Source organism: Acinetobacter sp. TTH0-4, assembly GCF_015602665.1.
GTDB classification, from domain to species: Bacteria; Pseudomonadota; Gammaproteobacteria; order Pseudomonadales; family Moraxellaceae; genus Acinetobacter; species Acinetobacter albensis.
The window spans coordinates 1,703,958-1,725,829 of record NZ_CP059079.1 but is presented as its reverse complement, the minus strand read 5'-3'; the positions used below and the strand labels follow the sequence as shown (position 1 = coordinate 1,725,829).

At 37.5% G+C, this 21,872-nt stretch carries 22 protein-coding genes and 1 other annotated feature; of the genes, 10 read left to right on the top strand and 12 right to left on the bottom strand.

Going from position 1 to position 21,872, the window contains the following annotated elements; translation table 11 throughout:
- Window positions 1–68: 68 nt before the first annotated feature.
- Window positions 69–1,288 (top strand): IS3 family transposase gene (locus H0S58_RS08055; RefSeq protein ID WP_195726236.1). Its coding sequence is split into 2 segments (ribosomal slippage): window positions 69–345 and window positions 345–1,288, totalling 1,221 coding nucleotides; the frame shifts between segments, so codons are not numbered across the junction.
- Window positions 344–460, top strand: a sequence feature (AL1L pseudoknot). (Overlaps the previous gene by 117 nt.)
- Before the next feature lie 262 nt (window positions 1,289–1,550).
- On the opposite strand, the gene H0S58_RS08050 is transcribed toward H0S58_RS08055, so the two are convergent.
- From H0S58_RS08050 to trmA, 3 genes are all read right to left on the bottom strand, one after another.
- Window positions 1,551–2,129, bottom strand: a complete 579-nt coding sequence (locus tag H0S58_RS08050) for a lecithin retinol acyltransferase family protein (protein ID WP_195727585.1) — start codon at window positions 2,127–2,129, stop codon at window positions 1,551–1,553.
- 197 nt (window positions 2,130–2,326) lie between these two features.
- The gene (locus H0S58_RS08045; RefSeq protein WP_053580154.1) at window positions 2,327–2,554 is read right to left on the bottom strand and encodes a hypothetical protein; all 228 of its coding nucleotides are present in this window, start codon (window positions 2,552–2,554) and stop codon (window positions 2,327–2,329) included.
- Window positions 2,555–2,805: 251 nt separating this feature from the next.
- Complete coding sequence (trmA, locus tag H0S58_RS08040; protein WP_195726235.1) at window positions 2,806–3,888, bottom strand: tRNA (uridine(54)-C5)-methyltransferase TrmA; 1,083 nt, start codon at window positions 3,886–3,888, stop codon at window positions 2,806–2,808.
- A gap of 308 nt (window positions 3,889–4,196) precedes the next feature.
- Between trmA and H0S58_RS08035 the strand changes: the two genes are divergently transcribed.
- The 4 genes from H0S58_RS08035 to H0S58_RS08020 all read left to right on the top strand — a co-directional run bounded on the left by H0S58_RS08035 (window position 4,197) and on the right by H0S58_RS08020 (window position 10,324).
- The gene (locus tag H0S58_RS08035; protein WP_195726234.1) at window positions 4,197–4,547 is read left to right on the top strand and encodes a hypothetical protein; all 351 of its coding nucleotides are present in this window, start codon (window positions 4,197–4,199) and stop codon (window positions 4,545–4,547) included.
- 132 nt (window positions 4,548–4,679) lie between these two features.
- A complete protein-coding gene (gene mfd / locus H0S58_RS08030) occupies window positions 4,680–8,141 on the top strand; it encodes a transcription-repair coupling factor (protein ID WP_195726233.1) in 3,462 nt (1,153 codons plus the stop codon).
- A 230-nt stretch (window positions 8,142–8,371) separates the two neighbouring features.
- Window positions 8,372–8,806 (top strand): HIT domain-containing protein, encoded by a 435-nt coding sequence (locus tag H0S58_RS08025; protein WP_053580158.1) that lies wholly within the window; start codon window positions 8,372–8,374, stop codon window positions 8,804–8,806.
- A 60-nt stretch (window positions 8,807–8,866) separates the two neighbouring features.
- Window positions 8,867–10,324 (top strand): adenylate/guanylate cyclase domain-containing protein, encoded by a 1,458-nt coding sequence (locus H0S58_RS08020; RefSeq protein WP_053580159.1) that lies wholly within the window; start codon window positions 8,867–8,869, stop codon window positions 10,322–10,324.
- A gap of 77 nt (window positions 10,325–10,401) precedes the next feature.
- Here H0S58_RS08020 and fdx read toward each other — a convergent pair whose 3' ends face one another.
- From fdx to H0S58_RS07980, 8 genes are all read right to left on the bottom strand, one after another.
- Window positions 10,402–10,740 carry an ISC system 2Fe-2S type ferredoxin gene (gene fdx, locus H0S58_RS08015; protein ID WP_092720791.1) on the bottom strand — a complete coding sequence of 113 codons (339 nt, stop codon included), beginning with the start codon at window positions 10,738–10,740 and terminating at the stop codon, window positions 10,402–10,404.
- Between the two features lie 13 nt (window positions 10,741–10,753).
- The gene (gene hscA, locus H0S58_RS08010; RefSeq protein ID WP_195726232.1) at window positions 10,754–12,616 is read right to left on the bottom strand and encodes a Fe-S protein assembly chaperone HscA; all 1,863 of its coding nucleotides are present in this window, start codon (window positions 12,614–12,616) and stop codon (window positions 10,754–10,756) included.
- Between the two features lie 38 nt (window positions 12,617–12,654).
- Entirely contained in the window at window positions 12,655–13,170 is a 516-nt protein-coding gene (gene hscB, locus H0S58_RS08005; protein ID WP_195726231.1) for a Fe-S protein assembly co-chaperone HscB, read from the bottom strand.
- Window positions 13,171–13,276: 106 nt separating this feature from the next.
- Window positions 13,277–13,597 carry an iron-sulfur cluster assembly protein IscA gene (iscA, locus tag H0S58_RS08000; protein ID WP_053580163.1) on the bottom strand — a complete coding sequence of 107 codons (321 nt, stop codon included), beginning with the start codon at window positions 13,595–13,597 and terminating at the stop codon, window positions 13,277–13,279.
- Between the two features lie 36 nt (window positions 13,598–13,633).
- Complete coding sequence (iscU, locus tag H0S58_RS07995; protein WP_004651785.1) at window positions 13,634–14,020, bottom strand: Fe-S cluster assembly scaffold IscU; 387 nt, start codon at window positions 14,018–14,020, stop codon at window positions 13,634–13,636.
- 90 nt (window positions 14,021–14,110) lie between these two features.
- Window positions 14,111–15,328 (bottom strand): IscS subfamily cysteine desulfurase, encoded by a 1,218-nt coding sequence (locus H0S58_RS07990; protein ID WP_092720788.1) that lies wholly within the window; start codon window positions 15,326–15,328, stop codon window positions 14,111–14,113.
- 1 nt (window position 15,329) lies between these two features.
- The gene (locus H0S58_RS07985; RefSeq protein ID WP_053580165.1) at window positions 15,330–15,803 is read right to left on the bottom strand and encodes an Rrf2 family transcriptional regulator; all 474 of its coding nucleotides are present in this window, start codon (window positions 15,801–15,803) and stop codon (window positions 15,330–15,332) included.
- A 113-nt stretch (window positions 15,804–15,916) separates the two neighbouring features.
- Complete coding sequence (locus H0S58_RS07980) at window positions 15,917–16,564, bottom strand: hypothetical protein (RefSeq protein WP_195726230.1); 648 nt, start codon at window positions 16,562–16,564, stop codon at window positions 15,917–15,919.
- 190 nt (window positions 16,565–16,754) lie between these two features.
- Between H0S58_RS07980 and H0S58_RS07975 the strand changes: the two genes are divergently transcribed.
- From H0S58_RS07975 to H0S58_RS07965, 3 genes are all read left to right on the top strand, one after another.
- Window positions 16,755–17,222 carry a phasin family protein gene (locus tag H0S58_RS07975; protein ID WP_092720786.1) on the top strand — a complete coding sequence of 156 codons (468 nt, stop codon included), beginning with the start codon at window positions 16,755–16,757 and terminating at the stop codon, window positions 17,220–17,222.
- 158 nt (window positions 17,223–17,380) lie between these two features.
- Window positions 17,381–17,653: an HU family DNA-binding protein gene (locus tag H0S58_RS07970; RefSeq protein WP_004651791.1), complete on the top strand. Its 273-nt coding sequence runs from the start codon at window positions 17,381–17,383 to the stop codon at window positions 17,651–17,653.
- 131 nt (window positions 17,654–17,784) lie between these two features.
- Entirely contained in the window at window positions 17,785–19,653 is a 1,869-nt protein-coding gene (locus H0S58_RS07965) for a SurA N-terminal domain-containing protein (protein WP_195726229.1), read from the top strand.
- Between the two features lie 58 nt (window positions 19,654–19,711).
- Here the strand turns inward: H0S58_RS07965 and H0S58_RS07960 are convergent, their stop codons facing one another.
- Window positions 19,712–20,584 carry a DUF2797 domain-containing protein gene (locus H0S58_RS07960; RefSeq protein ID WP_053580169.1) on the bottom strand — a complete coding sequence of 291 codons (873 nt, stop codon included), beginning with the start codon at window positions 20,582–20,584 and terminating at the stop codon, window positions 19,712–19,714.
- Window positions 20,585–20,618: 34 nt separating this feature from the next.
- On the opposite strand from H0S58_RS07960, the gene H0S58_RS07955 reads away from it, so the two are divergent.
- Together H0S58_RS07955 and H0S58_RS07950 are read left to right on the top strand one after the other, a co-directional pair.
- Entirely contained in the window at window positions 20,619–21,089 is a 471-nt protein-coding gene (locus H0S58_RS07955; RefSeq protein ID WP_092720783.1) for a DUF6231 family protein, read from the top strand.
- Between the two features lie 103 nt (window positions 21,090–21,192).
- A complete protein-coding gene (locus tag H0S58_RS07950) occupies window positions 21,193–21,837 on the top strand; it encodes a YidB family protein (RefSeq protein ID WP_092720782.1) in 645 nt (214 codons plus the stop codon).
- The last annotated feature ends 35 nt before the right edge of the window (window positions 21,838–21,872 follow it).

The following is a 21,872-nucleotide window of genomic DNA, read 5'->3' as shown; positions in this document are numbered from 1 at the left end:
AAAAATCATTTCGTCTTTTGAACCGTACCGGGTTTGTCGGAGAGTCAATATTCTGAGAGACTATTCCGATGAAAAAACCAAACTATACCCCCGAAATTAGAGAAAGAGCGGTTCAATTACTAATTGAATCTGAAAAAGATTATCCATCGAATTGGGCAGCAGTTTCCGCAATTGCTCCTAAAATTGGCTGTACTCCTGAAACACTACGTGTTTGGTATCAAAAATACTTAGATCAACAAAATCCCGCCAAAGTACAACAGGTATCTGACCAAGAAAAAATGAAGCAAATGGAACGTGAAATTAAAGAATTAAAGCGTGCCAATGAAATTCTACGTAAAGCAGCCGCTTTTTTCGCCCAGGCGGAGCTCGACCGCCCACACAAATAATGGTGGATTTCATCCATAACAATAAAGACTTATATGGTGTTGATGCGATTTGTAGAATTTTACCGATCGCACCTTCAACCTATTACCGGACTTTAGATCTCGCGGACAATCCAGAACATCGAGCGAAACGGGATCTGCATGACCTTCATCATGCTGAACAAATTAAACGAATTTGGAAGGAAAGTTCAGGTCGGTATGGTGTGCGTAAGGTCTGGCAACAACTGAAACGTGAAGGCTATGTGATTGCACGTTGTACAGTTGCTCGATTGATGCAAAAGCTAGGTATACAAGGTGTTTGGCGTGGTAAGAATAAACAAACCACCCGTAACCGAGATGACCAAAAACGGGCAGATGATTTAGTGAAACGTAATTTTAGTGCTGATCAGCCTGACCAGCTGTGGGTCGCTGACTTCACGTATATTCAAACAAATTCAGGCTGGGTCTATACCGCCTTTATTATTGATGTGTTCTCACGAGCCATTGTTGGATGGAAAGTATCTACACGAATGAATACAGATATGGTGCTCGATGCATTAGAGCAAGCATTGCATGATCGAGGCATGCCAAAGAACGTGATTCATCATAGTGACAGAGGCGTGCAATATCTTTCCATTCGTTATACCAATCGTTTAGAAGCAGCAAATTTACGAGCATCAGTCGGTACGACCGGTGATTCATACGATAATGCTTTGGCTGAAACGGTGAATGGCTTATACAAAACAGAGGTGATTGAATATTTAAAAGCAGATTGGCAAGGTTTAGCGGATGTACAACTTGCGACATTAAATTGGGTAGATTGGTTCAACAAAAAGCGTGTACACAGTGCACTGGGTTATGTATCGCCTTTTGAGTTTGAAGCAATGTACTATGATAAGATTAACCCGTTAGGTCAGGTGGCCTAACTTAAATAAAAAAGTCTCCGACAAACCCGGTACGGTTCATTTTGTCATATAGAGCTTATTTGCCCAAACGTAGAAGATGAAGTTTTACTTCATCTGTGATGCAGGTGAAAAGTCCTTGAAATAGATCTTCTCAAAGCTCAACTTCGGTTGAGCTTTTTTAATCTTGTGTAAGCGCTTATAACTTATAAATACTGTTAAAAGAGAACTTAAATTGAAACTGAATAATGCTCGCACTTACTTATAAAATAGAATGGATTTGAAATTAAAGTGTCTTGTGATCAGTGATATCCGGTTTCGTTACAGTGTTATTTGGCTGTTCAATCGGATTACGCATTAAACGATAATGTTTCAAACGATGTTTGGCTTTGTCACGTAATTTTTTCTTGATATACAAGACCAGCGCAAAACAGGTCGTGGTGATCGCCAGCAACATACTGTTCATATAACTCATAATAGAGCTTACGTAACCCAGTGTGGTTAAGCGATTCATCATGCGTATGACTTGAGGGCTACTTTCTAAGCCAGTAATTGCCCAAGTACATAAATGTTCGCAGTTATTCAAGATCAGATGATAGTTGTTTTCTTTCATACGTGAGCGCATGCGACGAACAACTTTACGACCAGTAAATTTGGGGTGCTGGTATTTTTGGACAATAACAGTTTTACCCGCACTAAACTTTTCTAAAGAGGTCATTTCAATAGGACGTTTTTTAAATAAATGTGCAAAACCTGAATAATGAATGACTCTTCCACGCCCCGCATAAATGCCGTGATGGGAGTATCCAAAATGTTTAACAATAAGATGTGTCCCTAAAGGAAACCGTGCTTTCTGCAACTGCATCATACGTATAGCCAATAAAGTTACAAATGTATTTTATGAGCCTAGTGTACTGCTTCTGTGTAAAAGAATCGACTATTTCACTTTATTAAATCATTTATGCTTGTAATGTAGTCATCATATTTTAAGCAGGAAATATTTTATTGCGCTTCATAAAAAAGGCATTTAGATCAACTAAATGCCTTTTATTTGAGACTCTATTATTGCAGCGGTAAATGCTGCAATTCATTTAACTCTTTACGGCTATAGCCCCGAGAAGCTAACACTTTCTTAATTCCAATAATCACGTCTTCATCTTTGGCTTTCGCTAAAGCTTGAATCAATTCTTCATTGGATTTACAAGAGCAATCATTTTCAACACACGAGATTTGATTCTTGTGTTCATTGAGCTGTTGATTCGCAGAAAACAGCTTTTGCCAAAAACTCATAGAGTATTCATATACGACCTAACATAGATCGAAATATAGTCAGTTTTATAAATAAAACAAGTCTACTAAAGTGAAAAAAGCAGCAATTGAACACGAATCTTTCCGATAGTGTTCAATAGATTTAACGAAATTATAATGTTGACTAATTTCATTTGATCGTAAGTGGCTAATTTAAAATATAATAATTTAAAAACCTAAAATTTTATTCAGAATTCTAAAAGTGTTTAAAGCTGAACAATGAAATAAATTGTTTAAATCTTTTCCAGTAATACGCCACATTCAACGTGATGGGTATAAGGGAATTGGTCAAACATTGCAAATTGAGTGATTTTATGGGTATGCGTTAAAGTATTTAAATTGTCTTGTAAGCTATCAGGATTACAAGAGATATAGATAATACGTTCAAAGCGTTGAATTAATTTCAAAGTTTCATCATCAATTCCAGCACGCGGAGGATCAACAAATACCGTGTCAAAATCATAACTGGAAATATCAATTTCGGCTTCTTGTAAACGGCGGAATTCACGTTCGCCATTATAAGCTTGGGTAAAATCTTCTGCTGATAGGCGTGCGACTTGAATATTATCAATGTGATTTTGTTCGATATTCCACTGCGCAGCATATACCGATGACTTAGCCAATTCGGTGGCAAGTACACGATTAAATTTGGTGGATAGGGGTAATGTAAAGTTACCATTGCCACAATATAATTCTAATAAGTCTTTATCTGACTGTTTGGCTGCATGACATGCCCATTCGAGCATTTTTTTACACACTTGTGCGTTCGGTTGAGTAAAGCTACTTTCAATTTGTTTGTATTTATAGGTGCGATCAAATACCTTCAATTCTTCAATGACAAATTCATCACTTAAAACGACTTTTTGACCACGACTGCGGCCAATCAATTTAATATTTAGTTTTTCTGCCAGTTGTTTAGACAATGTTTCCCATTCAGCAGTGAGAGGGCAACGATAAATCATCGATACCAACATTTCACCTTTGAGTGTTGCTAAAAAATGCACTTCAAATAAGCGTTGAGATAAAACAGGATTACTTTTTAATTCTTGTAGTAAAACGGGCATCAATTGATTAATGCGAGTATCCGCAATAGGAAATTCATCAATCCGAATCACTTGTTTTTGCTGATCTTCACTGCGTTCGAACATGGCATAAAACATATCATCATCTGTATGCCAAATACGAAATTCTGCGCGCATCCGAAAGTTTTGTTCAGGCGACTGAAACACTTCTAAAGATGGAGGATTGAACTCGGCAAATTGAGCAGAAATACGGGCAATTTTGGCATCAAGCTGTAACTGATAAGGGGAAGTCATATGCAGTAAAAATTATGAACACATTGAAAACAGGAATGGTAACAAAGTTTGAATCAGATGACTAAACTTATTCCAGATTAAGCAGTAGAAATGTCACCACACCTAAAAATAACATACTTTTAAATGTGTTTAATGATAGATTTATTCGCTTCGTGTTGAGCTAGTACAAAGTTTAAATATGCGTGCAGCATCGTAGTAATCTTATTTAAAAAATGAGAATGGACTCTGAAATAAGCAGGTATAAATAAGTCGTTTAAATTGAGAGATAGCGTTAACATAGTGGAAATTGTTCAATAGATAAATTCATCATGTTCAATACACTTGCTGATTTTTTTAAAAAGAAACCTTCAGCTGAGCAAATATTTTTGCAAGAAAACAATATTCAATTTGATCCAGAGCAAGGCTATATTGTAGATGGAATAGAAATCAATCAATGGTCAGAACGTTTAATGTATTTTTCTAACCGAAAATTAAGCACATTTAATGATTTAAAAGCATTGTATTTCAGCGCCATGATTATCAATGAAAAAATTGATTTAGAAATTGCGAATCAGCGTTTTGTCAGGCATTTAGGTAACAATCAAGAAAATTTGTTGCAGATGAAGCATGCCATCAAAAAATTAAATGACTACTATCGCCATTTTTTGCGTGATAAATAATGGATTCATTCTCTTTTAATATGGAGTCACAGATAAAATTTAGTGTAAAAATTGCACCAATAAAAATAACTCAAACGCTAAATAACCCATGCTAATATATTGCCTATGTCATTTAGACCAAAAGCTATATACATGTTCCAACAAGAAATTTCTCAATTAAATTTGCAGCAACTTAAAGCAGGCGAAAAACGCTGGGTCGGTAATTTACAAGGCTCATCTGCGTCTTTATTGTTTAAAGAAATGGCGAGTCAAACCAAGCAATTGTTTATTTTAGTCGCCACAAATAATCAACATTTGGGACAGTTGGAAAGTGAATTAGAGTTTTATGGCATAAAACCGACCATTTTCCCAGATTGGGAAATTTTGCCTTACGATCGTTTGTCGCCTCATCAAGATATTGTCTCTGAACGACTATCCATTTTATCCAATATGCCGCAAAGCGGGGTACTCCTCCTTTCAGCTTCGACTTTGGTACAGCGTGTAGCGCCCACCTCATGGATATTGGGTGAGCATTTTGATATTCAGGTCGGTCAAAAGTTTAAATTAGAGCAGCAAAAGATGCGCTTGATTCAAGCAGGCTATCATTTGGTGGATACAGTATATGATCATGGCGAATTTGCTGTTCGTGGCAGTATTATGGATATTTATGCGTCCGGGCAAAACGCACCAATTCGTATAGATTTGTTTGATGATGAGATAGAAAGCTTAAAATTTTTTGATCCAGAAACCCAAAGAACCACGCAAAACTTGCAGCAGTTTGCCGTATTACCAGCAAAGGAATTTCCCCTCAAAGAAGGGCGTTCAATTTTTAGAGATCGTTACGCAGAAAGTTTTCCAAATGCAAATCCAAAAAAAAATCCAGTATATCAAGATGTATTAGAAGGGATTGCATCCCCAGGTCTTGAGTTTTATTTTCCTTTATTTTTTAGTAAAGAGGCTATGCTGAATCAAAGCATGCTTATGGCTTATTTACCCAAGAATAGTATTGTCATAACAGACAAGTATTTAGATGACACTTTAGCCAGTTTTTGGAAAGATGTTATTCGTCGTTATGAAGACCGTCGATATAATGTTGATCATCCAATTTTATCACCTGAACAGATTTTTCTGCCGCCGAATCAAGTTTTAGAACAACTGAATCAATTTGCTCGAATTATTGCTTCTGCAGAGGAGTTTATAGAGAAAACAGGTGTTTTAAATTTTAAAACTGAATTACCACCGCGCTTACCTGTTGACCCCAAACAAGAGCAACCCTTTTCAGCCGTTAAAAAATATATTGATGCTGCAAGTCATCCCGTATTATTGGTCGCGGAGAGTGCTGGTCGCCGTGAAACGTTAAAAGATGCATTGCGAGCAGCTTTAGGCGATATTCCCAATATTGATAATTTTGCTGACTTTAGAAAATCCCTATACGCAATTGCAATCACCAGTGCGCCACTTGACCGTGGTTTAGTCATTCCTGATCAATTGACCGTTATTTCTGAAAATCAGTTATATGAGCATCGCGTTGTACAGCGCCGTCGCAAGCGTCAGCAAGAAGTATCTGAAGAGTTTCTGATTCGCAGTTTAACGGAACTGAGTATCGGTGCACCTGTGGTACATATTGATTATGGGGTAGGGCGTTATGCAGGCTTGGTCACCTTAAGTATTGATGATCAAGATTATGAGTTTCTACAGCTCGATTATGCCGATGCTGCGAAAGTGTATGTGCCTGTCACCAACTTACATTTGATTAGTCGCTATAGTGGGGGTGATCCTGATTTAGCTCCATTACATAAATTAGGTACAGATGCATGGAGTAAAGCCAAGCGTAAAGCGTTAGAACAAATTCATGATGTTGCTGCTGAACTTTTGCATATACAGGCACGCCGCCAAGCTAGACCTGGATTTAGCTTTGAGCTTGAGCAAAGTCCTTATATGCAATTTGCCAGTGGTTTTGCTTATGAAGAAACTCTTGATCAAGCCAATGCGATTGAAGCGACTTTACATGATATGCAACTGGCAAAACCGATGGATCGCTTGGTGTGTGGTGATGTCGGTTTTGGTAAAACAGAAGTGGCTATGCGTGCGGCATTTTTAGCTGTCCAGAACAATAAACAAGTCGCAGTTTTAGTACCTACGACATTGTTAGCACAACAACATTATGAATCCTTTAAGGATCGTTTTGCTGACTGGCCGATTCGAATTGAAGTACTTTCCCGTTTTGGTTCAAATAAATCACATGTTAAAACCACCGAAGACTTAGCCGCAGGTAAGGTAGACATTGTGATAGGAACCCACAAAATTTTGCAACAAAGTATCCAATTTAAAAACTTGGGATTGATGATTGTCGATGAAGAACATCGCTTTGGTGTGCGAGATAAAGAGCGGATCAAAGCCATGCGTGCGGATGTCGATATGTTGACTTTAACAGCCACACCTATTCCACGGACTTTAAATATGGCATTTAGTGGAATGCGTGATTTATCGATTATTGCTACGCCACCTGCCCGTCGTTTAGCCGTTAAAACTTTCGTACAAGAACATACTGGCGATTCGGTGAAAGAAGCGATTCTGCGTGAGTTGCTTCGTGGCGGTCAGGTATATTTTTTACATAATGAAGTGGATAGCATTGAACGTACTGCTGAAAGTTTACGTGAATTGGTGCCAGAAGCACGTGTGGCTGTGGCACATGGACAAATGCGCGAACGTGAACTTGAGCAGGTCATGCAGCAGTTCTATCACAAAGAATATAATGTCTTGGTGTGTTCAACCATTATTGAAACAGGAATTGATGTTCCCAATGCCAATACCATTGTGATTGAACGAGCTGATAAACTGGGACTTGCTCAGTTACATCAATTACGTGGTCGCGTTGGACGTTCACATCATCAAGCGTATGCGTATTTACTCGTGCCTTCGCTAAAGAGCCTAAAAGGGGATGCAGAAAAACGTCTTGATGCCATTCAACGTGCCTCAAATTTAGGTGCAGGGTTTATGCTCGCAATTGAAGATCTCGAAATTCGGGGAGCTGGTGAGTTATTAGGAGAGCAGCAAAGTGGTTCTATGCAAGCAATTGGTTATAGCTTGTACATGGAAATGCTTGAAAAGGCGACCAAAGCAATTCAAAAGGGCAAAACGCCAAATTTCGATGCGCCATTATCTCTAACCGCTGAAATTAACTTACATATGCCCGCATTAATTCCAGATGATTATTTGGGAGATGTACATCAAAGACTGATGTTCTACAAACGAATTAGTAATACAGATAGCCAAGAAAAACTGGACAATATTCGAATGGAACTGATAGATCGTTTTGGTGTGCCTCCGCAACCTGTGAAACAATTATTTGCTGTGCATCAGATGCGTCTAAAAGCTGAACAATTGGGTATTACCAAGGTGGATATTGGGTCAAAAGGTGGCCATATTGAATTTTCTCCAGATACACCTGTACAAGCAATCAGTATTATTCAAATGATGCAAAAACACCCCACTTTTTTCCGTATGGAAGGAGGGCAGCGCTTAAAAATCATGGTCATGCTAGAAGATCATCAAAAAAGAATTCAATTTATTTCAGATGTATTGAGTAATTTATTGCAAGAAATTCATGGATGAAAATAGGCAGGCACTGAAAAATAAGCGTGCCTATCTGGAGGCTAGAAAGAAATAAACCTGATCTCTAACATATATTTGATTTTTGAAGAAATTTAATATATTTAGAGCGCTTAAAGGGTTTAAAGAAAATCGTAATTTATTTGTAATGAAACGCATTGCATAGAATATTCACACTTCATTGTATGTGGTAGTATTAGCCATCATTTTAATTTTGCATCATTTATAAAGATATGTTTAGTTTGCACCCACAACTTGCTCAAGATACTTTTTTCATAGGCGACTTTCCACTGTCAACATGTCGTTTAATGAATGATATGCAATTTCCATGGCTGATCTTGATTCCGCGTGTACCGGGAATTACAGAATTATATGAGCTGAGTCAGGCGGACCAAGAACAATTCTTGCGTGAATCAAGTTGGTTATCAAGCCAGCTCGCGCGTGTATTCCGTGCTGATAAAATGAATGTTGCAGCTTTGGGAAATGTAGTCCCACAATTACATTTTCATCATGTTGTACGTTATCAGAATGATATTGCATGGCCAAAACCTGTTTGGGGAACACCAGCCGTTCCTTATAGCAATGAAGTCCTTGCGCATATGCGTCAAACTTTAATGTTGGCTTTACGTGGTCAAGGTGATATGCCATTTGATTGGCGAATGGACTGATCCAGTCATTAAACCAGATTAAAAGAATAAAATGTAAATCCTCTGGTTGGGAGCAGTTAAGTGTCATTGGACGATTGGATAAGAAAAGAACCAAAACAATTTGAATATTTTCATCGCTTGATGGGATATATCATGTTGTCTTTGATTATCCTCGTCTATCATTACACATCATCTGACACTCACTATCAGATCTATGTTCCTATTTTCCTGCTGTTTATTTTATTAATTACACCTAAATTATCCAATTGGTTGTCATACCGTTTTAATTTAAAGACACAAAATAATGTCTTGTTTATTCTTGATATTGTTGTCATTGCAATCATTTTATCTGCAATCCATTTAAATCTTGTTCTGACCCTGCTCTTATTCTTTGCTCTTTTATACACTGCTTTTAATATTAAAATTTCATTTATGCTGATCTCATTGGCTAGCCTGTTAGGTTGTGCAATTTTTTATTTATGCAATATCTTTATTTTTGGGTTTGGTGATTATTTTGAGCAAACTACAGGTGAATTAACCGTTCTTGGTTTTATTTGTTTAATTACTTATTTTGGTGTGGGTAGTTTTTACCAACGTAGTCAAGTGCAGCATATCAATGACCGTAAAACTTACTATTTTGAGCAAATGAATCGCTATATGGAATTTGCCAATCAGCTTAGCCGTTATGCGCCTATGCAATTGTGGCATTCTATTATGAAAGGTGAGTCTGCAGCTAAAATAGAGTATAAACGTAAAAAGATGACCATCTTTTTTTCAGATATTCAAGGTTTTACTGAGCTTTCTGAAACTTTGATTCCCGATGATTTAGCTTTTTTACTCAATGACTATTTAAGCCATATGACTGAAATTGCGAAACATCATGAAGCAACAGTCGACAAATTTATGGGCGATGCAATTCTCATTTTTTTTGGTGATCCAATTTCTCAGGGTGTAGAACAAGATGCAAAAACTTGTCTAGATATGGCCATTGAGATGCGTCAACAAATGAAACTATTAAGAGAGCGTTGGATTAAAATGGGTTATCCGGCTTTACATATCCGGATGGGAATCAGTACGGGATATTGTCACGTTGGAAATTATGGTGCAGCACATCGCATGGCCTATACCATTGTGGGGCGCGATGCAAATTTGGCAGCACGTTTGCAAAGTGCCGCAGCAGTCGATGAAATTTTGATTTCAGATGAGACCTATAACTTAATTAAAAATGATTACTTATGTGCACCTAAAGCACCGATTACCCTTAAGGGCATTCAAGCACCAGTCAATACTTGGCAAGTGATGGAAAAATACAGTTCGCGGAAGTTAGATTATCAGCGCTGGTTTGATTATGAATATAAAGGTTTTCATTTGTTATTAAACTTAGATGAAGTTCAAAATTATGAATATCCAGAGTTGATTAATGTTTTAGAAAAAATGATCAAAAGAATTCAAAAACAGCAAAAAATGACCAATGCTCAGGGTATTGTAAAATTGAATTTAGAAGATGAAGTAAAAAAACCTAGAAATGATGATGAGTAGTATAAAAAAGCATAATTAAAATATGTATTTAGCATAAAAAACCACGCGAAAGCGTGGTTTTTTATGCGGTGAAAAAATTAATGATTTTCCGAAGCATGATTGATCGTATATTTTGGAATCTCAACTTCCAAATCTTGCTCTACAATTTTAACCTGACAAGAAAGACGTGAATCAGGTTCAAGTCCCCAAGCACGATCAAGTAAATCGGCTTCAACATCATTCATTTCATCTAGGCTATCAAAACCTCTACGTACCACCACGTGACACGTTGTACATGCAGCAGACATATCGCAAGCATGCTCAATTTTAATACCATTTTTCAATAAGCTTTCACAAAGATTGGCATTTTGTTCAACTTCAAACTCCGCACCGTTAGGGCAAATTTGCGCATGCGGAAGAACTTTAATACGTGGCATAATTTCTACCTATTTATTTGGGTGAGTTTGACCAATCATCAAGTTGAGTACCTTTGAGCGCAGAATCAATATGTTGATTCATACGAGCCGCTGCAAAAGCATCACTGTGTATTTTAAGCTGATGCACAGCTTGTTCAATAGTTTCAATATTGGTTGTTGATAATTGTTGTTCAAGTTCTACTTTGGCTTGTGCTAAAGCATTTTGTTGCTCTGCACTGAGCATACTTGAATCAACTTTCAATGCTTGGGTCAGTGCTTCAAGTTCACGTTGCGCTTCAACTTTGGTTTCTTGCAAATGGCGAAGATTTTTATCTTCTTCTGCAAATTTAAAACCTTCAATCAATAGGCGCTCAGTATCAGCATCCGATAAACCATAAGACGGTTTGATATCAATCTGTGCATGTACACCAGAAGTGGTTTCTTTTGCAGAAACGGTAAGCAAACCATCTGCATCTACTTGAAATGTCACTTCAATACGTGCTTGACCCGCAGTCATTGGAGGAATGCCATGCAAGACAAAACGACCTAAACTACGGCAATGTTCCACCAAATCACGTTCGCCTTGTACGATGTGAATGAGCATAGCAGTTTGACCATCTTGATAGGTGGTAAACTCTTGACGACGTGCTACGGGAATAGCAGTATTACGTGAAATCAGACGTTCGACCAACCCGCCCATGGTTTCTAAACCGAGCGAGAGTGGGGTAACATCAAGAAGTAATGCAGCTTCTGTGTTATTACCAATCAGTTGATCTGCAGTGATGGCTGCGCCAATTGCAACCACTTCATCTGGATTAATGGTACATAAAGGTTCTTGATTAAAAACGTCTTGTACCGCTTGTTGTACTGCATAAGACCGAGTTGAACCACCCACCAGAACTACATTTTGAATATCGCTCAGTTCAAGTTTAGCATCGCGCATGACACGTTTGCATACACTAATCGTTTTGTCCAAAGCAACTTTGATAATAGCTTGGAATGTGATTCGATCTAGACTTAAAACATGATTGAAGATTTGAAGATCGACAGATTCTACATCGGTTAAAGATTCTTTGGCATTGCGCGCTGCAACAATAAAATGTGCATATTCTGAATCATTCAGCGTTTCAATATTCAGTTGTTTTTTTGCCCATTTAACGATTAATCGATCAAGATCATCACCGCCAAGTGCAGTGTGTCCACCAGTGGCTAATACTTCAAAAACACCTTGAGTAAAACGCAAAATAGAAACGTCAAAAGTCCCACCGCCCAAATCATAAATAACGTAATTGCGATCGGAAGCCAAATTTGCAGTTTGATCTAAACCATAAGCCACCGCAGCAGCAGTCGGTTCATTCAATAAACGCAATACGTTTAAACCAGCCAATTGCGCAGCATCGCGAGTGGCTTGGCGTTGCGCTTCGTCAAAATAAGCAGGAACAGTAATCACCGCGCCATTAATCGGATTTTGTAAACTTGATTCAGCGCGATCTTTTAATTGTTTTAATATTTCAGCCGAAACTTCAACAGGCGTTTTAGGTCCTTGATTGGTTTCAAAGGCTGGCATTTGGTGATCTTCACCGACCAGTGTATACGGATGTTGAAACTTAATATCTGCTTTTGAGCGTCCCATAAAACGTTTAACAGAAATAATTGTGTTTTTAGGGTCGCTGGTAATAAAGCTTTTTGCATCATCTCCATACAGAGCTGTGTGCTCCGCATAATGTGCAAGAGATGGAAGTAACACGCGACCTTGATCATCATTAAGAACTTTGGCTTTGCCAGATAAAACCGTAGCGACTAAAGAGTGAGTGGTTCCTAAATCGATACCAATCGCAATACGGTGTTCATGGGGCGCACTTGATTGACCAGGTTCTGCAATTTGCAAGAGAGCCATAGTGTTACATCCTTTGAACGTCTAAAAGTAAAAATAAATTAAAAATCATCATCAAGATCAAAAGTATCATCATCCAAAAAGCGATCTTCAGCTTTATCGATATCGCTCATAACTTTTTGAAAGAAACGTAATTTTCGAACTGTATCACGGGCTTCAGTCCAATCTTCCTCAGCATAATCAATTTTAAATTCACGAACTAAGCTATCAATCCACTGTTGAACTTCTTGTTTTAGAGAAACCAAGTCATCGGCAGAATGTGCTTCATCGAGTTGCTCACGAATTTCTAAGGCAGATTGTAGAAAATCAAAATCACTAATCGATTGATCGAGAAGGTGATCTTGTTTTTTTAATGAAAGCAGATATCCCGCACGACTATCAACTTGAGATAAAATTTTAAAGGCCTGATTAATTTCGCTTGATTTAATCAACGCTTGATCTTTATTCTCGGCTTTATCTGGATGATATTGTTGCTGCAATTTTAAAAATTCATTTTTTAAAGCTGCTAAATCAATATCGAGTACTTCTGGAAGATTAAATAACTCAAAATGATTCATGGGAGATGTGATCCGCAAAGTTCAATAAAAATAAGTGCATAAATGAATGCAATTAAAACAGTGTAGGCACACTGTTTTAAGGCTTTAAAAAGGTCAGGAGAGTTGTTTAGACAGTGAAAGATTCACCACAACCGCATTCACCCTTTTTATTGGGATTATTGAATTCGAAGCCTTCATTTAATCCATTTTTTACATAGTCCATTTCTAAACCTTCCAAATAGACACTGCTTTTAGGATCAACAAAAACCTTAACACCAAACTGTTCAAAAGTTTGATCATGTGTATCAATGTCATCGACAAATTCGAGTACATAAGCCAAACCAGAACAGCCTGAAGTTTTCACGCCAACGCGAATGCCTTCACCCTTACCGCGATTTTTCAAGTAATTGCTGATATGAGTTGCAGCATTTTCAGTTAAATGAATCATGAAAACTCCATTGTTCCTTATTCAAAACTTAAATAATTAAGCTTTCGCTTTTTTGCTGCGATAATCTTCAACAGCAGCTTTAATGGCATCTTCAGCAAGTACAGAACAGTGTACTTTTACTGGAGGAAGTGCGAGTTCAGTAGCGATATCAATGTTTTTAATCGCTTGTGCTTGGTCTAAAGTTTTACCTTTTAACCACTCAGTTACCAATGAACTTGAAGCGATTGCAGAGCCACATCCATAAGTTTTAAAACGTGCTTGTTCAATCACACCGTTATCATCTACTTGAATTTGCAGGCGCATAACATCGCCACACGCTGGTGCACCCACCATACCTGTACCAACATTTTCAGCGTTTTTATCCAAAACACCTACATTACGAGGATTTTCGTAATGATCAATTACTTTTTCACTATAAGCCATGATGCGTCTCCAAACCTCGGGGTCAGCCTGATAAGGTTTAATATGGGGGCATCTTTAATAGATTTCTATAAGATGCCATGAATAAATTAATTAGTGTTCAGCCCACTCGACTGTAGATAGATCTACACCATCTTTGTACATATCCCAAAGAGGAGAAAGATCACGTAATTTTTCTACAGCAGCAATAGTCACTTCAAGAACATGGTCAATATCTGCCTCAGTGGTATATTTACCAAAACTGAAACGAATTGAACTATGTGCCAACTCATCAGATAAACCTAATGCACGAAGTACATATGAAGGTTCAAGTGTTGCAGAAGTACATGCAGAACCCGATGAAACTGCTGCATCTTTCAATGCCATCATTAATGATTCACCTTCAACAAAGTTGAAGCTTACATTTAAGTAATTTGCAACACTTTGTTCAGCATGACCATTTAAAAATACTTGTTCTAAACCCTGTAAACCATTCCAGAGTTTGTCGCGTAATACACGAATGCGTTTTTGCTCAGATACTAAGTTTTTACCTGCAAGCTCAAATGCTTCGCCCATACCCACAATTTGATGAGTCGCAAGTGTACCAGAACGCATACCACGTTCATGACCACCACCATGCATTTGCCCTTTAAGACGAACACGTGGGCTACGACGAACGAACAACGCGCCAATCCCTTTAGGACCATAAATTTTATGTGCTGAGAAACTCATCAAATCAATTTTCATGGTTGAAAGATCAATTTCAACTTTTCCTGCGGCTTGAGCAGCATCGACGTGGAAATACGTTTTATTGGCACGGGTAATTTCACCAATCGCAGTAACGTCAGTTACTGTACCAATTTCATTGTTTACCATCATCAGTGAAACTAGAATGGTATCTGGACGAATGGCTGCTTTTACCATTTCAGGGGTGACTAAACCTGTTTTTGGCTCAGGTTCGATATAAGTAATTTCAAAACCTTCTTCTTCTAGCTCACGACAGGTATCTAAAATTGCCTTATGTTCAATTTTACTGGTAATAATGTGTTTACCTTTAGAACCATAAAACTGAGCAATACCTTTTAACGCCAAGTTATCAGATTCAGTCGCACCAGAAGTCCAGACGATTTCACGTGGATCAGCTTTTATTAAATTTGCAACTTGTTCACGTGCATATTCAACTTTTTCTTCTGCTTGCCAACCGTAGGCATGAGAACGTGATGCTGGATTACCGAAAGTACCGTCGAATGTTAAACATTCCATCATACGTTCTGCAACTTGAGGGTCTACAGGAGTGGTTGCTGCATAATCAAGATAAATCGGACGTTTCATGTTAAATACCTGTACCCGATAAAAGGGCTGAATCAAAACTTGGTGAATTTTGGCGGATTGCAACAGTTTGTACGTTGTCACGTGCTACAAGATCAGCAAGAGTAATTTTAGCTAAATAATCGGCAATGTGATGGGAGAGTTCTTGCCATAAATCATGTGTTAAGCACATTGCACCATTTTGGCAGTTACCTTTATGGTCACAACGAGTCGCATCGACAGTTTCGTTTACAGCTTCAATAATTTCTAAGACAGTGATTTTTTCTGCATTACGTGCTAAATGGTATCCACCATTAGCACCTCGAACACTAGAAACCAAACCATGGCGCTTTAGTTTTGCGAATAACTGCTCAAGATAGGCAACGGAAATAGTTTGACGGTTTGCAATTTCTGCAAGCGTAATCGTTTGTTCAGTTGGCTGCAAAGCTAAATCAAGTAGAGCAGTCACTGCGTAACGACCGCGAGTGGTAAGGCGCATGATTCGATACACATGTTAAGACTAGATGTGTTGATTTTATGAATCCTGACTAAAATAGTCAAGTTTTTTTATGTGCCACAAAACAGTTTTATTTATGATGAAAAATTAATTATTTATCCTAGCCAAAAATTATACACTAATAACGCAATTAAAATTCCGACAATGACGATAAATCCGCTATTAATTCTTTTTTGCTTTTGTTCAATTCTACGAATACGATTCTTATATTGCTTCACTTCTACTTGTAGATGATTAATACTTGAACGCTGTTGATCAATTTTTTCTAAAAGCGGCGCAATTCGTTTTTTGGAACTAACAATATCTTGTTCGTCAGAAGGTTCACTTAACCATTGTTTCCAATCTGATAAAACTTTCGGCACGCTAAAAAGTAAGGCGAGATCGCGAAATTCATCTTTTAAGGTAATATCACCATCGATTCGCATTTTTTTTAAACTACGACGATTTGCAAAAACAAAAATGTTTATCAAATCCATAAGTGTGGTGCGGATATCAAGGTTGACTGCGTGATCAGGCTCTTTGGTATCAAATAAGATACCTTGCTCGGTAAATTGAACATAAAAATCAAAATACGGTAAATAACTATTGATTTTAATAGTAATGTTTTCATCAATAAATTTTTTAGCTTGCAAGCTTGCAACACGATCATGTTTTAAAATGAAAGTGAAAATAGTTTCAAGAACAATCATAGCCATGGTTAGCAACAAATGCGGTCGATTTTGATTTTGTTGCGTTTCACTCATAAAACCCAATCCTTACCTTAAACTAGAGCATCCGATGCTCGAAACATGTCCTCAGGACTAAACTAAATAAACAATATCTTGCTTTGTAGAACAGTTTAGCAAATCGATCAAGTATTTAATTTGCTATTATGAGTGCATTTTGTGGATAAAATATATTAAAGGGTATTTAGAATGATAGGAGAAATGTGGCATGGATAAACGTGAAAAGGATCAAACTGCGGATCATTCAGTAAGAGAAAATTCTGATAAATCAAAGAATAAGTTACAATCTGGACGTAAGTCTAGTTTGGATTTTCGTAAATATACGCAACAAATTTGGTTGGCTGGTTTAGGTGCTTTTTCACGTGCAGAAGAAGAAGGAAATAAATTATTTGACTCCTTGGTAAAAGTAGGCGAAGAGCTTGAATCCAAAACGACTGAAATCGCAGATCAGACAGTAGAAAAAGTATCTGAAAAAGCAAAAGAGTCTGTTACGGATACAAAAGATAAGGTTGAAAAGTTGATTGATCACAGTGTCCATCACTCTTTAAACCGAATTGGTTTGGTGACAGTGAAAGATATTCAGCATCTAGAAAATCTCATATTACAGCTACATAGCAAAGTTGATATGTTGGTAGAAGAGAATAAAATTTTAAAAGAACAAATTGTAAAAAAATGAAACAATTTTGCTTTTTATGCATTATTCAACAAATTTTTTCATATTTATTTTATAGAAATGCCGATCTAAAGTATTGCGTTTTGCCCTAAAGCATTGCTATAAAGGTGTTATGGAATCCTTAGACCTTAAATAAACGATATTAAGAGGACATAATCTTCATGAATAAATCAGAATTAATCGATGCAATTGCAGAGAAAGGGGGATTGTCTAAGACTGATGCAGGTAAAGCCTTAGACGCGACAATTGCTTCCATTACCGAAGCGCTTAAATCTGGTGATACCGTTACTCTTGTTGGTTTCGGCACATTCAATGTTAAAGAACGTGCAGCACGCACTGGTCGTAATCCACAGACTGGTGCAGCTTTAGAAATTAAAGCAAGTAAAGTTCCTAGTTTTAAAGCTGGTAAGGGTTTGAAAGATTCTGTTGCTTAATCTTTTTTAAAGCCTTAAAACGCGCCTCATCGGCGCGTTTTTTATTAATAAAGCTAATTTATAGTTTGAACTCATTCATTCATTACAGGTTTTCGGGTAAAATCCCTCACAAATAAAATATTGGAATACTTATGGAATCTTTTCGTAAAGTTATTAAGGGTTGGTTGGGCAAGGTTTTGCTTATTTTGTTTTTAACCCCTTTGGCACTTGTAGGTATTGAAGGATATTTTAGTGGTGGAAAGTCTGAAGATTCGGCAAAAGTGGTCAATGGACAAGATATTTCCAACAAAGAATTAGAAGCGCTCACCAAAACATTTAAAGAACAATACTTAAGCTATGCCAATGGTGATGAAACTTTATTGAATCAATCTTTTATTCAAAATAAAGCTTTAGATACTTTGGTGGCTCGTACTTTGTTGCTACAACAAGCAGAAGAGTTGGGGATTTCTTTAAGTGATACCCAGATTGAGCAAATGGTAGCACAGCAACCAAATTTTCAAGAAAATGGTAAATTCTCTGAAACTTTATATGCAAATTATTTGCGTTCGGTGGGTATGACCAATGATGCTTTAATTGTTAATTTGCGCCAAGATCATGCTTTAAAAATGTTGACTTCAACATTTACAGACTATGCTTTGGTAAGTAAACCTGATATTCAACAAATTGCTAATTTGCAGACGGAACAGCGTACTTTACATCTCGCGAGTATTAAGCTTGATGAATATAAGAAAAATATTAAAGTAACACCGCAAGAAGTTGAGGCTTATTATAACAAGCACAAAGCTGCATTTAAGCAGGTTGCAAGTGTTGATGTAGATTACGTGGTAATAACACCGACCAATATTGCACCTGCTAATGCTCAAGTTACAGATACCGAATTACAGCAAGCTTATGCAACGTTTGTTGATGGGCAAAAGAAAAATATTAAACCATTGGTTAAACATATTTTAATTACTGCAGATAGTCGCTCAGATGCTGAAGCGAAAAAGTTGGCTGATGAAGCTGCTGTAAAAATTAAAGCAGGAATGACCTTTGCTGAAGCTGCTGCACAGTATTCAGATGATACTGAGTCTAAAGCCAAAGGCGGTGTCATTGAGGCTTATGAAAAAGGTGTATTTGGTGATGCATTTGATCAGGCGGTTGCTTCGTTAAAATCGACCCAAGTTTCTGCACCGGTCAAAACTCAATATGGCTATCATTTAATTGAAACAGAAGTTGCATCGGTGAAAATTCCATCATTTGAGGTAGAAAAACCACGTTTATTGGCAGAATTGCAAAAGAATAAATCTGCAAATGCTTTTTCAGATACTGTAAATAATTTAAACGAAATGGTGGTGGGGAGTGATGCTTTAGATGTCGTTGCTCAGGAAGTCAAAGGCGTGACTGTGCAATCTGTTAAAGGTATGACTTTGTCGACTCAACATCCTGTATTAAGTGATTCTAATGTAAAAGTGAAACTCTTTAATGACGATGTTAAAAATGGGGATCGTAATGCTTCGAGCAGTATTCAGCTAAGCAATGGTGATACTGTTTGGATTAAAGTACGTGACTACCATGCGGCTGGTGTGCAAAATCTTACAGAAGCGACTCCTCGTGTCACAGTTCAATTGATTGAGCAAAAAGCAAGTGATGCTGCGAAAGCAAAAATTCAATCTACCTTGAATAGTTTTAAATCACAGCCCGCTGCTGCAGTGTTGGCACAGAGTAAAATGGCATTCGAGAGTGCGGGAGTGTTCACACGGTCTCAAGGCTTAAAACGTGAGATTGAGCGCGTAGCATTTAGTCTTGCAGCACCAAAGGCTGGGATGTGGTCAGTGAGTACGGCATCACTACCGAATGAGTTGGTGGTTGTAGCTGTATCAAATGTGAACAAGACGACTTCAAATGCTTTAAATGATCAGCAATTGAGTGAATTGTCTAAATTATATCAACAGCTTCGTGGTCAGCAAGAATTAGACGACTACACTGAGTATTTAAAATCGCATGCTAAGATTAAATAATTGATCTCAGTATTAAAAAAAACCTGCATTAATGCAGGTTTTTTTAATATCATTTGATTTAGTTAGCACGTAATTTAAGTTGATATCCTGAATATTTTCGAATATTAATCACACCCGTATCTAAAATTAAATATTGACCTTTAATTCCCTGTAAAACGCCCCGAATAATGGGTGTTTTATCGAGATTATGCGATTTTATTTTTTCGGGATAGTGGTCTACCGGATAGGCAAATTCACGAGGCAGTTCATTTTCCAGTAATTCTACGGTTTCATTAAATTCAATATTTTGACTGAATTCTTCACGAATGGTCTGAATTTTTGGCGCAAATTCCTCTAAGAGTCTTTCCCGTACTTCTAGTAAATCCAATGGCTCAGCTTCACCTTTAAGCAGCTTGCGCCAATCGGTTTTATCAGCCACTTGAGTACCAAATAGAATTTCAAGCTGCCCTGAGAGCCGACGTGAACCAACTTTTAAAATAGGTAAGGCTTGAGTTGCCCCTTGGTCTAACCAGCGAGTGGGCATTTGACCGAAACGAGTGATTCCTACTTTTAATGCACTTGAGTTGGCCAGATAGACGATATGCGGCTGAAAGCAGACTTCATGAGCGAAACTGTCTTGACGGCAAGTGCCTAAATGGTAGTGGCACGTCTCTGGTTTCATAATACAGAGGTCACAAGAGGCCTTTGTTTTGAAACATTTAAAACAATGACCTTGTGCATAAGATTTTGGTGTTTTGTTGCCACAAGAGACACAGTAAATATTGCCTGTCCATTCAATTTCGACTTCTTGACCTAAGGTAAAAGGAATGTCTATTTCAGCGCGATCTAGCACAAATTTATATTCTACATTTGCCTTACAGGTCTGTTGATCAGTTACAATAGGCTGCTTTAAACCCGCATGCATTTTATAGCAAATGCCTTGTAGTTCCATGAAGAATACTCTCTCAAATAATAAGGATGCAGTTATGGCTGAACAAAATGTCATTGCTTCGATGCTAGACGATTTATTTAAAGAACAGCCTATTCAAACTGCATTGTGTATTGGTCAAAATTTAAGCCAATACGATCACAATCAATCCATTCAATGGCACTATTTTAACGTAACTGGGTTTTTAAGTCTGCCTTTTACCCAACGATATGATTTGGGATTTATATTGCTAGATTCTCCAGAATTTAGTCATATTTCAAATACAGAAAAATCTCAATTATTGGTGAAATTAAGGGATTTGATGGCGAAACGAATAGTCGTCGTCAGTCACTTGCAAGACGAAAAATTATTACGTTCTTTGGGATTTACTCAGCTTATAGATAAAACTCGATATTCTAATAATTTTGCGTTATGGCAATTTAATATTTTGACTTATAAGCACGTGCCAGACTGGTTTAATTCTAAATTCTGGGCGAATCCTGATAACTGGAATAAGTTTCGCTGGTAAAATTTATTCATGTTTTTTCAGTATTGCAAATTTTAACAATTCACTTGATCTAATATTTTGAAAGCATCGTATGCTTTTATAAAACATAGATCAGGATAAAAGAATGACTAATCTTAGCAATATTGTGGAAATACTGGCAAAGCAGGCTTTGGGTGGCAGCCAGCAAAATCAATCGCAACAAGGCGGTTTAGGTGGGATTTTAGGTTCTGTCTTGGGGCAATTAAACACGAATAATACACAGCAAACCCCGCATAATCAGACGCAATCACAACAAAGTGGTCTCGGTGGAATACTTGGCTCTGTTTTGGGACATTTAGGAGGTACACAGCAAACTCAATCGAATTCCAAAAACAGTGGTTTAGGCGGCGGTGGTGCAAAAACCTTATTGATTGCAGTTTTACCTTTGGTGTTGGCGTGGATTCAAAAACAAGGTGGGATACAGGGCGCTTTAGAAAAATTAAAAGGCATGGGGCTAAATCAGCAAGTGGATGACTGGGTATCGACAGGTCCTGGTGATAATGCAAGTGTAGACCAACAGCAAGTGCAAAGCTTATTTGATGAGCAGGAAGTAGCGCAAGTTGCAGAAGAAGCGCAAGTACCGAAACAGGACATTTATAGCGCGATTTCTAAAGTGTTGCCGCAAATTATTGATTCGTTGACACCTCAAGGCGAACACACCGATAAACAAGAAGCCAATAATGATATTCAGCAAGTCATGAACTTGGTGTCAGGTTTCTTGAAACGCTAATCTCATATTTCAACAGCTTGATATCACTTTATTTT

Coding starts and splice junctions, on each gene's coding strand:
- H0S58_RS08050 (WP_195727585.1), bottom strand. CDS start 2,129: ATGCAGTTGCAGAAAGCACGGTTTCCTTTAGGGACACATCTTATTGTT.
- H0S58_RS08045 (WP_053580154.1), bottom strand. CDS start 2,554: ATGAGTTTTTGGCAAAAGCTGTTTTCTGCGAATCAACAGCTCAATGAA.
- trmA (WP_195726235.1), bottom strand. CDS start 3,888: ATGACTTCCCCTTATCAGTTACAGCTTGATGCCAAAATTGCCCGTATT.
- H0S58_RS08035 (WP_195726234.1), top strand. CDS start 4,197: ATGTTCAATACACTTGCTGATTTTTTTAAAAAGAAACCTTCAGCTGAG.
- mfd (WP_195726233.1), top strand. CDS start 4,680: ATGTTCCAACAAGAAATTTCTCAATTAAATTTGCAGCAACTTAAAGCA.
- H0S58_RS08025 (WP_053580158.1), top strand. CDS start 8,372: ATGTTTAGTTTGCACCCACAACTTGCTCAAGATACTTTTTTCATAGGC.
- fdx (WP_092720791.1), bottom strand. CDS start 10,740: ATGCCACGTATTAAAGTTCTTCCGCATGCGCAAATTTGCCCTAACGGT.
- hscA (WP_195726232.1), bottom strand. CDS start 12,616: ATGGCTCTCTTGCAAATTGCAGAACCTGGTCAATCAAGTGCGCCCCAT.
- hscB (WP_195726231.1), bottom strand. CDS start 13,170: ATGAATCATTTTGAGTTATTTAATCTTCCAGAAGTACTCGATATTGAT.
- iscA (WP_053580163.1), bottom strand. CDS start 13,597: ATGATTCATTTAACTGAAAATGCTGCAACTCATATCAGCAATTACTTG.
- iscU (WP_004651785.1), bottom strand. CDS start 14,020: ATGGCTTATAGTGAAAAAGTAATTGATCATTACGAAAATCCTCGTAAT.
- H0S58_RS07990 (WP_092720788.1), bottom strand. CDS start 15,328: ATGAAACGTCCGATTTATCTTGATTATGCAGCAACCACTCCTGTAGAC.
- H0S58_RS07985 (WP_053580165.1), bottom strand. CDS start 15,803: ATGCGCCTTACCACTCGCGGTCGTTACGCAGTGACTGCTCTACTTGAT.
- H0S58_RS07980 (WP_195726230.1), bottom strand. CDS start 16,564: ATGAGTGAAACGCAACAAAATCAAAATCGACCGCATTTGTTGCTAACC.
- H0S58_RS07975 (WP_092720786.1), top strand. CDS start 16,755: ATGGATAAACGTGAAAAGGATCAAACTGCGGATCATTCAGTAAGAGAA.
- H0S58_RS07970 (WP_004651791.1), top strand. CDS start 17,381: ATGAATAAATCAGAATTAATCGATGCAATTGCAGAGAAAGGGGGATTG.
- H0S58_RS07965 (WP_195726229.1), top strand. CDS start 17,785: ATGGAATCTTTTCGTAAAGTTATTAAGGGTTGGTTGGGCAAGGTTTTG.
- H0S58_RS07960 (WP_053580169.1), bottom strand. CDS start 20,584: ATGGAACTACAAGGCATTTGCTATAAAATGCATGCGGGTTTAAAGCAG.
- H0S58_RS07955 (WP_092720783.1), top strand. CDS start 20,619: ATGGCTGAACAAAATGTCATTGCTTCGATGCTAGACGATTTATTTAAA.
- H0S58_RS07950 (WP_092720782.1), top strand. CDS start 21,193: ATGACTAATCTTAGCAATATTGTGGAAATACTGGCAAAGCAGGCTTTG.